The sequence below is a fragment of the Psychrobacter sp. 28M-43 genome (assembly GCF_014770435.1).
Lineage (GTDB): Bacteria > Pseudomonadota > Gammaproteobacteria > Pseudomonadales > Moraxellaceae > Psychrobacter.
On record NZ_CP061739.1, the window covers coordinates 3,064,283 to 3,076,673 of the forward strand.

Below are 12,391 nucleotides of genomic sequence, written 5' to 3' on the forward strand. Positions count from 1 at the left end.
TCTATGCTTAGCCAACTGCTTCCTATGCTTGCCATTACTTTCACCGTATTTGTCCTATTCTTCATTTTTATGGGCGTCGGTTATATGGTCAAAAAAAAGCCGCTTAGAGGATCTTGTGGCGGTGTTGCCAAATTGATGGGCGACGAAAATTGCTCGTTTTGTGGTAATGATCCCAATAAGTGCGATTCACTAATCGCTGAACAACAAGAGAATGCATTAAGAGCTGCTCAATTGGGTAAATCAGTTTAATAGCCTATTGGTTACCATACGCTGGTAGCATTTACCTGACATATGTTCTTATAATAGCGTCAAGTCATTCAAAAGTGACTTGGCGCTATTTTTATTGTGCGATAAGACTACTTATTTAAGTTTCCTTATTATCGCCATCTTTTATTATCACTGTTCTAAAGCCGTAACTCGAAGTAACCACCCATATATTTTGACTAACCTGCCTGCCAATTTAGCAAAGTCAGTTAAGCAAACTGTATGTCTTACGCGCTACATATATTTTTCGGTAACATTTAAGATATCGATTACCGTTTAGGTACGTGTCTGGGTAAATGCCTTCTGGTGTTATTTTATAAGCGGCAATGTCTTGGCGCTGTTTAATAACGTGTTTTTTTTCGCTGTCATCGTTGTGCTGCTATGTCTACCTCGTCCAATCTATCTGCTTCATCTAGCCTGCCCTCCTCACGCTTTACCTTTTGGTTGGTACTGTGTGCCATGGTTCTGCTAGCCACCAATATGCGTGCACCTATCGTCGCGCTAGGTTCTATCGCCCCAGTGGTAAAGGACGCGCTTGGTATCTCTGAGTTTCAGATAGGCTGGCTAGGGGCAGTACCTATGCTGAGCTTTGCCGTTGGTGCGCTGATTTCCCCAACCATTGGCAAGCGATTCGGGCTAGAAAACACACTGATTGCTATGATTGGGCTGTTAACGGTAGGAATGGTTATCCGTACCGTTATCCCGACGTGGAGTGGATTTTTAACTGGTACTTTGTTGCTTACCCTCGCCATTGGTTTTGCTAATACTTTGGCAGCACCTGTTATTAAGCAGCGTACCCCTCAACATATTCCGCTAATTACAGGGTTGTTCAGTTTAACGATGACCACAGCAGCAGGTATCGTTGCAGGCGTCGTATTACCGTTATCTGAGCAAGTTGGTTGGCAGTGGGCATTAGGCGGTTGGACGGTACTAGGTGTTTTTGCTTTCGTGATTTGGTTGTTCTTACGTGTGCGGTTGGGTTCATCCAACCATCAAGCAGTTATCCCTGCGGCGTTAGGTTCTTCTGAAATTTCTATGTGGCGAACCACCTTTGCGTGGCAGATTGCTATTTTTATGGGATTGCAGTCATTATTGTTTTACACCGTTGCCAGTTTTCTACCCTCGATTTGGGTTAGTAAGGGACTATCTGCCGTCAGTGCTGGACAGATGGGCTCTGTATTTCAGTTTATGGCACCGGTTTCTATATTAAGTTTAACTTGGCTAGTCAATCGTGGCCGCCCCATTCAAGCATTAGCAGTATTTGCAGCTGTGCTAAATGTCGTTGGCATATTGGGCGTCAGCTATCTATCGACTGATTTGGCATGGCTATGGTCAGGCATGATGGGCATGGGCTGTTCAGCGATTTTTACCTTAAGCATGATGCTATTCTCGATGCGTACCTATACGACCAATCAGGCAAGTGAGCTGTCTGGTATGGCTCAAGCAGTGGGTTATGTTATTGCGTTTTTTGGCCCATTGGGTACAGGTTGGCTGCATGAAATGACTGGTAGCTGGAGTATGCCGCTTTTTATTATGCTGATACTGATGATTGTCAACGTCGTGATTGCTTGGCTTGTTAGTCGTCCAGTGATGGTCGATGGCAAATATATTTGATTGCTATCAGCTTTCATTTCTATCAGTTTTTGTGGTCTACAAGGCTATGATTGCTAACGCGCAATAAAGCGGCCTTAAATTAACCTTAGGGCAATATAGGTCGCTGTCTTATTTTGCTATAGTCAGTTCAATATAATTTAGATACTTAATATAAGCTGGATACTCAATGTAATCTGGATAAAATAAAGGCGAGTAAAAGCACTACCAATCGTAGACTGAACGAGCCTGACGATTCATTTGACTGATACTGTATCTGGTTTAGATAGGATTTGACTATACCCTGGTTTGATTGCATATAGGACATAACACCCATGATGAATTTTCCCTCTCGTTTTGCTCAGCGCTTGCCTGCTATCGCCATGCTCGCAGCTGTAATGGCTATCAGTGGCTGTCAAAAAGAGGCCGAAACCACATCTGCTGATGACACGCAGAGTACCAGTACTGAAGCGACTAACAGTCAAGCCAGCACTGCTCCAGTAGCCACTGAAACCTCAGCAACAACTGATCAACAGGTCAAATCCTCATCACTTACTATTCTAGCGCTTGGTGACTCACTGACAGAAGGTCTGGGAGTGGACAAAGACGACAACTATCCTGCTCAGTTAGAAGATCGTCTGCAAGAGATGGGCTATGCTAACGCCAAAGTTATCAACTCAGGTCTAAGCGGTGAGACCAGTACTGGTCTGGTCAATCGATTGGACTGGGTATCGCAAACCAAACCTGACATCACCATATTGACCATCGGTGCTAACGATGCGATACGCGGTATCGATGTGGCGACCATTGAAGCCAATATCCGTACTGCGGTTAAGCATCTGCAGGACAATGGCAGTGTCGTCATCTTAGGAGGTATGTCGATCTATGACAATCTAGGCAGTGAATACGTTGCGGCATTCTCAGACATTTATCCTCGTATTGCTAAAGACATGAATCTGACGCTTATTCCGTTTTTCTTAGAGGGTGTCGGCGGTGACCGAGAGCTTAACCAAGCAGATGCGATTCATCCGACTAAAGAAGGCTACGAGATTATCGTTAACAACAATATCTTGCCTATTCTAGAGCCGAAATTAAATGAACTAGAAGAGCTAAAAACAACCGGTACAGATAAAACAGCTGCAACGGCTCAAGACAATACGACAAAAAATAAGACAAACGAGACTACTTAACGAGACCATTAAACGAGACACTGTAATGACATCATCATCTTCGACTGCCACAGCAACGCCACAAGCAGATGCTAAGACACAAGCTCTACTGACCGCCTCACAGTTAAATAAAACCGTGCAAGTCGGTGAGCAAAAGCTGTCCATCATCAAAGACGTAGATATTTATGTCAACGCTGGCGAGTTTGTGGTCATCATGGGTAAATCAGGCTCAGGTAAATCTACTTTGTTAGGTTTACTCGCAGCATTAGACTATCCCGATAGCGGTACGGTATCGCTGGCAGGTCAAATGCTCAGTAGTCTGGACGAGGATGCTCTGGCGGTGATACGTCAACAGGATATGGGCTTTGTCTTTCAGTCATTTCATCTACTGCCCACACTAACCGTCGCTGAAAATATTGCCTTTCCACTTGATATTGCCAGACGTCCAAACCCATCACGCGTAGACGAGCTGATAGATGCGGTCGACTTAGGTCATAGACGTAACAGCTTACCCAATCAATTATCAGGTGGTGAGCAGCAGCGTACAGCGGTGGCGCGAGCACTGGTATCGCATCCAAAGATTGTGTTTGCTGATGAGCCAACGGGCAACTTAGATGAGCAAAATGCCGATCAAGTTATGCAGCTGCTATTGGACTTACGCCAACAGGTTGGCTCGGCACTGGTGGTCGTGACTCATGACCCTGCACTTGCCGAGATGGCAGATCGCGTCATCACCATGCATGACGGCCGCATTGTACCTACATGAATAACTGGATTGTATCTTAATGAATAGTAAGCCCACAGACAACAAATCGCCTGATACAAAAAAGACTGATACCAGTATGCATCAAGAGTCCAGTTATCCTAGCAGCATCCTTAGTCAACTATTTACCCGTACTCTAGGTTTTCAAACTCTAGGCTCGCAAGCACTCAGCCGTAGCTGGTGGCAGCACTGGGTGTATCCCGTGTTGTTTCTACTGACCTTGACCTTGTCACTTGCAACCTACTTGACTCTCGACTCGGTGCAGCAGTCTGTCGATAGTTATATCAATGACAATCAGCGCGCGCTCGTTGGTGGGGATCTAATCCTAAACAGTAAGCAAGACTGGCCAAGCGAAGTATTGTCACAGGTAGAAACTCTCCCTGATACACAGACGGTGTATGACTATCAGTTTAGCGCCATGCTGGTCAATGATGAGCAAACCTTGCTTGCCAGCGTCAAAGCCGTCTCGCCGTCGTATCCCTTATACGGCACAGCGGAGCTTGCCTCAGGACAGCCGCTGTGGGATCAGCTAACATCTGACAGTGTGATCGTCGCGCCAGAAGTGCTCAGTAGTCTACAGGCTGATGTCGGCGACCGTATCACCATTGGCGATGCGCAATTTACGATCAGTGATGTACTGACCAAAGAGCCTGACCGTCCGCTGACTACCTTTGGTTTTGGTGGGCGTGTGTTGATGAAACAAGATGCACTTCCGGCGACCAACCTATTGGGTCAACGTAGCCGCATAAACTATCGTATTGAGATGGCAGGCGACCCAGAGCTGATAACCACGCAGCGTGATGCGCTTACAGATATCCTGACCAACTATCCTGATATCGAGCTATCTGATGCAGAGTCTGCAGATACCTCGGTCTCGCGCATCTCTGACAATGTGCTGATGTTCTTAAAACTGCTAGTCATCGCGGTGTTGCTACTATCTGCGGTCGCCATGTACGGTGTCATTAGTGCGTTTGTCAGTAAGCAGCAGTCCAATAATGCCATTCGATTGGCGTTAGGCGAGCCGCTTGGCTCACTCAAACGTAGCTATTATCAGCTGCTTATTGTCACGACTGTCATTGCTTGTATCGCAGCGGTTGCCCTTAGTCTGGGCTTGCTCAAAATAGGTCAGCCGTATCTGGTGGCTATCTTGCCTGCTGATGTGGGTCTCGCCATCAATCCAATCAGTGCGATCAAAACTATTGTAATTGCTTTAGCCTTGACGCTACTGATTGCACAGCGTGGTTTAAGCGCACTTAACACGACCAAACCGGCTACCCTACTCAATCAAGGGGCGAGCACGCAAACGCAAAACTTGCCGTGGTATCGACGCGTGCCGCTACTATGGTATGGCTTGGTGCTGGCAGGACTGTATGCCTTCTTTGCCTATGAAGTTGGCTCACTGTCATTAGGCGCACAGCTATTGGGCGGCTTGATTGGCTTTGTGGCGATATTTTGGCTATTGGCGCGTGGGTGGCTATGGCTGCTTAATAAGTTAGCGAGCAATACCAAGGTCAGTTGGATGCAGCGTATCGCCATTCATAACCTCGCGCGTAAAGGCAACCAATCAGCGTTGTTCTTTGTCACCTTATCGCTATCGGTGGCGGTGCTGACGCTTATCACCACGCTCAATCACAGTATCAATGCGCAGTTTATCAATGCCTATCCTGAAGACGCGCCCAATCTGTTTTTACTCGATGTACAAAGCGAACAACATGACGATATTGATGCGATCATTGAGGCACCCGTCACTTATTATCCCGTCATTCGTGCCCGTGTGGAGACGGCCAATAATGTGGCGGCAAAAGACATCGAGCCTGCTGATGGCTTTGATGATCCTACGCGTGTCTTTAACTTAAGCTATGCAGATACGGTCATGGAGACCGAATACATCACTGAATCGCTCACAGATGACGCGCTATACACCCCTATCGATGCGACAAATGAGCAAATCAAACCCTTGTCTATCTTGGACACTGCCGCCAGTATGCTTAATGTTGGCATGGGCGATCAGGTACGTTTTAACATTCAAGGTATCGAAATCATCGGGCAGATTACCAGTATTCGCAAGCGCTATGAGCGTGGCCCAAGTCCGTATTTCTATTTCTTATTTGAGCCGTCCGTGCTGTCCGCTGCCCCGCAGATTCAGTTTGCCACTGCCCACGTATCAGAAGACGCCATTCCAGAACTACAAGGCAAACTGGTACGCGAGTTCCCTGCGGTAACCACAATCGATGGGACTGCTATTGCGAAGCAAATCCAAGAGCTGGTGGTACAAATGAGCCGCTTAGTCTATGTGTTCACCTTGCTTGCCCTGCTCACTGGAGTCATGGTGCTGATCAGCTCGCTGTTGTCTACTTCGCAAGATCGTATGAAAGACAGCGCGTCATTTAGACTGCTCGGTATGCAAAAGCGCGACTTATATATGCTCAATATCTTAGAGTTGGGCGTGCTTGGGATTAGCGCGGCGACGTTTGCCGTGGTCATTGCTAGCGTTGGTGCATGGGCGGCAATCACTCAGTGGTTTAATCTACAGTTTAGTGTGCCGTGGACGAGCTTGGCGATTGGCGGTGTGGCGTTAATCGTATTGCTGTTTGCCATTGCCGTTATTTATGTGAGATTAGTGATTGGACGCGGAATTATGGCAAGGGTCAGGGCGATGATTTAATTGTATTAGATTTTGGCTTTATACAAGAAAACCTCTTTATAGGGTTTTTTTTAATTCGCTATCATTTATCAGTCGCAGTAACGTCATGTACTTGCTAATATCTATTAACATTTTATCACTCAATCTCTTAAAGGTACAAAATGATAATCCAACCAGATTGGAGTGTATTTAAAGCAAAATTCAGTGCTAATCCTCATGATACTTTCGAATGGTTTAGTTATTTATTATTTTGTCGAAAGTATGACCTTAAAGAAGGATGGTTTGGTTATAAAAATCAGTCAGGAATAGAAAAACAACCACTTGTACTGGGTAATAAAGTTATAGGCTTTCAGTCCAAATTTTACGACGTACCTTTATCATCTAAAAAAGATGAATTGATTAAAACTTTAAATACTTCTAAAGAACATTATCCCAATTTAACTCACTTAATAATTTATACGAATCAATTATGGGGACAAGGTAATGCTAAAGATGGTAAATCTACAGCTCTTATAGCTATTGAAGAGCGCGCATCTGAATTAAATATTGAAATTATTTGGAATGAGCATTCATTCTTCGAATCAGAATTTGTTTGTATAGAAAATAACGACTTAGCCAGACACTTTTTTACGAATGATGATTATCAAGGTTGGGATAGATTTAAGGATTGGTCTAGCACCCAAGCCAATGTAGACTCTCTATATTTTACTGATAACGATATCAAGGTAGTACTACCTAATCAGAAAAGAGAAGATGCAAGTCACGTAATCAACGGCATAAACGCTATACGTAACGAGTTAAAACAGCCTAAAACCTCTGTTCGGCTTGTAGGCTTATCTGGTGTCGGTAAAACTAGATTAGCTCAAGCACTATTTGACGACCGTATAGGTAAGAATCCACTAGACGTTAGAGAGGTTTGGTATTGTGATTATGGTGAATCACCATCCCCTCTTCCACTACACTTTATAGAAGATCTTAAACAGAAAAATAAGAAATTTATCGTTATCGTTGATAACTGTGGGCGTGACCAACACGAAATATTAACTAAATCTATCACTAATGATAATAGTCAGATTTCTCTACTGACTATCGAATATGATATTTCTGATGACTTACCCGAAAAAACGTCAGTTTTTAAACTTGAGCCAAATAGTCCTACTCTTGTTCAAAAGGTAATAGAACGCCATTACCCTAAAATCAACAGTCCTATCCCACATGATATTGCGCAGTTAACAGGTGGCAATTATCGACTAGCTCTTGCTATCGCGTCGACTGTGAATAAGGTAGATAATATTGCTATATTAAATGATAAACAATTATTTGAGCGTTTGTTTTATCAAAATGGCCAGATCAATGAAGAGAACTACAAGATTGCTCAAGTTTTCTCATTGGTTTTTTCATTTAATATTAAGGATTTATCAGAGCCAAACTCAGAACTCCAAATATTGTCTGATATCGCTGAAGTATCACCTAGAACTGCAAAACAAGTCATTGAGCAATTAAAGGCTAAAGATGTTGTTCAACAACGTGGTGATTTTAGAGCCATACTACCTCATGTCTTAGCAAACCATCTCTCTAAACAAGCCTTACAGTGGATTGATGATGATGAACTACACGACATATTTGTTAAAATGCCAAGTCGATTACAACGCTCGATGATTAAACGTTTAAGTTACTTACATGATAATGAAGTAGTATGCAATTTTGTTCAAAAAATATTAACTAAGGAAGGATTTATAGGTAAAAAGCTTCTTGATGGATCTATCTCTGAAGAAGAAATTAATTACTTGCGACTACTATCCCATATTGAACCTAGAGCTATCTTAGAGTTAATAGAAGAACGTCATACTCGAGATAATCTCTTTTTAACTTCTGAAAACCCTCACATCTCTAAAATCGAATATCTTATTAAACTTCTATCTTATAAATATGAGAACTTCAGTCAGTCTTTTAATTTACTATTAGCTATAGCAAAAAATAAGCCAAAAGACTCATCTACTCAAAGCACTCTAACTTCAATGTTTAGTCTTTATACATCTGAAAGCTTAGCTACATTGGATTTGAAAAAACCACTACTACAACATCTATTCGATAATAAAGACTTTGAGATACTCTTAAACATATTAAAATCAGCAATAGATTTTAATTCAGGTGGTGTTTTATATTCAAACTTAGATAATGGTGAAAAAAGAGATGGATATGGCTATCACCCCAAGACTAATGGTGAAATTTGGAATTGGACTGAATTTTTGTTAAACCTTTTGAATCAACTCGATATTTTGGGGTATAAAGAAGCTAAAGAGATTTTTACCAGTCAGCTAAAGCCACTCATTCGAAGTTGTTATCAAGGTGGGTTTATGGATAGATATGTACTAGATTTCCATAGTAGGAAACCGTTTATCAAAGCCTCAATTGCCTTGAATGAGCTTATTTCATATGATTATGAAGAATTACAAAGCAATCACCCTCAAACCCTTAAAAACTTACAGAATTTAATTATTACGCTTCAACCTAAACTAGGTGAATTAGAACAGTTAATTCAGCACTATATACTGATAGGTGGTTTTGAGTTAGCAAGGTATCAAAGAGAGGCTGAAAAAAGATTAAGCCTTAAAGTTCCTAACTTTGATAGTTATGATGAATTTATTCAATATATTTCTAAAGAATTAATGAACAGTAATGACTTGCGCTCCTGTCTTGCACTATTACTAAGTAGTGATAACCCACACCTCAAATATACTGGCATAGTAATCTATCCAAAAATAGTAGAAAACAGCAATTTAAATGACGTCTTACAGGGACTGACGGACTTGTCAATAAGTAGGCGTCCTTACTTATTACTAGGCTTGTTAAAGGAATTGAAAAACAACTCCCTTAATGACTATAAATCAACTATCTTAGAGTTAGTGAAATCAGATGAATTTAAGCAAGTCGTACCTTGGTTAACTTTTGAGCTAAGTCAAACAGATGACGACTTTGACTTTCTGTGTGAATTGTTAGACTTAAAACTAGATATTGATTTTTACGACTATGCTTGGATTTCTGTAAAAAAAGAACGTGGGGAAATATCATCAGAGCAATTCGAAAAAGTTTTTGATTCTTTGATCCAGAATAGTTATGAAATTGCTATTGATCAAACCTTTCAACTTGAATCAACCTACATGAAAAGCCTGTCAGATAAATATATTTCTCCCTTTTTAAAACGTGTACCTTCAATCTATAGTAGTCATAAAACCTTTGACATAGAGGGTATGCTTAAGCTTTTACTCTCTAACAATAAGAGTATTGAAAGAGCTTTTGACGTATTCATTGAGCTATTTAACTCAGAAAAATATTTATCATTAAACCAAGAAAACCAAACTTTTGTAGCTTTAAAAGCTCTATTAAAAACTGATACTAAGCAGTTTATCAAAAGATTTGTAGAGAATGGATATCTAATATTCAATTTTATATCGTGGGGCCACTCAGATTTGCTATTTTATGCTGAAGAAAGTGCAGTAACTGATTGGATAAGTGAAGATGAGCAAGTAAGGATAGATTTTTGGATTAGATACGCGAATTTATTAAGGATTGAAGATCAAATAGGAATTAGAAAATTCCATTGGAGTCACTTAATAGTTTATCTAATTGATAAGAGCAACAACCCTGAGTCTGTTATAGATGCAGTGTTAGCCCATAATGTTTATGAAATACACAGTTATACAGGTAGTTACTCCAATGGCATGCGAGATCAACTTGATGTCTTCGACTCACTTAAAGAACATTTAATTAAGAATAGCTTAGAAAAGTATATTCTATATTTAGAAATTAAACACACTGAATGGTTAGAGGCTATTAAAGCTCAAGAGTTAAAAGAAGCTGAAAAAAGGAAAAAAGACGAAGGTTTTGATTATTAGACAATTGCAATAAATACGTTGTACTTCTTTTATCCATCTAAAGCCTTATTAAGCTCCTCAAAACAAAAAGTCTTCTATCCATACAGAGGACGTTTTTGCTTCATTCAATGTATCAGAATATAAACCAATATCAGCCATGCAGTTTGCTTATTTATTGGGGGGATTACCTAGCCCTCATTTGCTATACTAGCCTAATTTTTATCAATCAAATTCCTTCTTATAACACCCTCCCAAACAGCATGGTAGCCTTATGAAATTCTCAAAGTTCGGTCAAAAATTCACCCAGCCTACTGGCATCTCACAATTGATGGATGATCTGGGCGACGCGCTAAAAAGCGATCAGCCAGTCAACATGCTAGGCGGTGGTAACCCTGCCAAAATTGATGCCGTCAATGAGCTGTTTTTGGAGACCTATAAAGCGCTGGGCGTTGATAACGATACAGGCGTACCCAATAGCAGCGCGATTATCAGCATGGCGAACTACTCCAATCCGCAAGGCGATGCCGCCTTTATCGATGCGCTCGTTGGCTTCTTTAACCGTCATTATGATTGGAACCTCACTTCAGAAAATATCGCTCTGACCAATGGCTCACAGAATGCGTTTTTCTATCTGTTTAATCTATTTGGCGGTGCGTTCACAGATGAGCAGAACGAATCTGTCGATAAGTCCATTCTACTGCCATTGACCCCTGAGTATATTGGCTATAGTGATGTGCATGTGGAAGGTCAGCATTTCACCGCCGTATTACCGCATATCGATGAAGTGACGCATGATGGCGAAGAAGGCTTCTTTAAATATCGTGTGGATTTTGACGCGTTAGAGAACTTGCCAGCGTTAAAGGAAGGTCGTATCGGCGCGATTTGCTGCTCACGTCCGACCAATCCAACTGGTAATGTGCTAACTGATGACGAAATGGCGCATTTGGCTGAGATTGCCAAACGCTATGACATACCGCTGATTATCGATAACGCCTACGGTATGCCCTTCCCCAATATCATCTACTCTGACGCGCACCTGAATTGGGATAACAATACGATTCTATGCTTTAGCCTGTCGAAGATTGGTTTGCCTGGTATGCGTACGGGTATTATTGTGGCCGACGCCAAAGTAATCGAAGCGGTTAGCGCGATGAATGCCGTGGTCAATCTAGCACCGACACGCTTTGGTGCAGCGATTGCCACGCCATTGGTAGAAAACGACCGTATCAAGCAGTTATCTGATAACGACATCAAGCCGTTTTATCAAAAGCAGGCCACCCTTGCCGTTAAGCTGTTAAAAGAAGCCTTGGGCAACTATCCGTTGGTCATTCATAAACCTGAAGGCGCGATATTCTTATGGTTATGGTTTAAAGACTTGCCGATTAGCACGCTGGATCTATACGAGCGCCTAAAAGAAAAAGGCACGCTTATTGTACCAAGTGAGTACTTCTTCCCTGGTGTCGATGTTAGCGATTATCAGCATGCGCACGAGTGTATCCGCATGAGTATCGCCGCCGATGAGCAGACGCTAACTGATGGTATCAAAGCCATCGGTGAAGTCGTACGTGAGCTTTATGATGAAGCCGAAAAATAAGATGAGCTGCTAAAATCATAAATTCAAATAGCAAAACGAAAAAACGGACTAATTAATAGTCCGTTTTTTTATGGCGTTTGGTCAATGAAGTCGATTTATTGGTTGGTCGAAATATAGTCGTCCACTTATTCAGTGCAAAGAGCACATACGGCAGCATACAGGTATTAATCAAATCACGAATACTTGCGAGTATTTGATCACGGCTCAAGCCTGCCAAGCCAAGCGATTCAATCGTATCTCGATTGTCCAGATACTCACCCAACAGCGCAATGCAAGTCACGACGATCAATGCAATAAATGACCGAATACCTTGGCTTTTGATAATAGGACGCAGCGCAACCAGACACAGCAGATAAACACCGACACCGACATAGATATGTAAGGCATCTTTGGCAAGGCCAGTTGTTTCCACAACATTCATTTTAAAGGCAGTAAAATCCACTGAGATATTCCAAGTATAAGCGAGTAGAAAATAACTGAGCGTATCACTAA

8 protein-coding genes are annotated in these 12,391 nt (G+C 41.9%); 7 read left to right on the forward strand and 1 reads right to left on the reverse strand.

Annotated features, from left to right (window positions below; genetic code table 11):
* Positions 1 to 3 precede the first annotated feature (3 nt).
* The 7 genes from nqrM (at position 4) to IEE84_RS12870 (ending at position 11,899) form a co-directional block, all read left to right on the forward strand.
* On the forward strand, positions 4 to 249 hold the full coding sequence (gene nqrM, locus IEE84_RS12840) for a (Na+)-NQR maturation NqrM (RefSeq protein WP_057762175.1): 246 nt from the start codon (positions 4 to 6) through the stop codon (positions 247 to 249).
* 396 nt (positions 250 to 645) lie between these two features.
* Positions 646 to 1,878 (forward strand): MFS transporter, encoded by a 1,233-nt coding sequence (locus IEE84_RS12845; protein WP_191114418.1) that lies wholly within the window; start codon positions 646 to 648, stop codon positions 1,876 to 1,878.
* A 314-nt stretch (positions 1,879 to 2,192) separates the two neighbouring features.
* Positions 2,193 to 3,044: an arylesterase gene (locus tag IEE84_RS12850; protein WP_416383499.1), complete on the forward strand. Its 852-nt coding sequence runs from the start codon at positions 2,193 to 2,195 to the stop codon at positions 3,042 to 3,044.
* 25 nt (positions 3,045 to 3,069) lie between these two features.
* Positions 3,070 to 3,789 (forward strand): ABC transporter ATP-binding protein, encoded by a 720-nt coding sequence (locus IEE84_RS12855; protein WP_191114420.1) that lies wholly within the window; start codon positions 3,070 to 3,072, stop codon positions 3,787 to 3,789.
* Positions 3,790 to 3,808: 19 nt separating this feature from the next.
* Positions 3,809 to 6,451, forward strand: a complete 2,643-nt coding sequence (locus IEE84_RS12860; protein ID WP_191114421.1) for an ABC transporter permease — start codon at positions 3,809 to 3,811, stop codon at positions 6,449 to 6,451.
* Between the two features lie 140 nt (positions 6,452 to 6,591).
* Positions 6,592 to 10,326, forward strand: coding sequence for a hypothetical protein (locus tag IEE84_RS12865; RefSeq protein WP_191114422.1), 3,735 nt, complete (start codon positions 6,592 to 6,594; stop codon positions 10,324 to 10,326).
* Between the two features lie 250 nt (positions 10,327 to 10,576).
* Positions 10,577 to 11,899: a valine--pyruvate transaminase gene (locus IEE84_RS12870; protein WP_191114423.1), complete on the forward strand. Its 1,323-nt coding sequence runs from the start codon at positions 10,577 to 10,579 to the stop codon at positions 11,897 to 11,899.
* A gap of 52 nt (positions 11,900 to 11,951) precedes the next feature.
* On the opposite strand, the gene IEE84_RS12875 is transcribed toward IEE84_RS12870, so the two are convergent.
* Positions 11,952 to 12,320, reverse strand: coding sequence for a hypothetical protein (locus IEE84_RS12875; protein WP_224738026.1), 369 nt, complete (start codon positions 12,318 to 12,320; stop codon positions 11,952 to 11,954).
* Between the last annotated feature and the right edge of the window lie 71 nt (positions 12,321 to 12,391).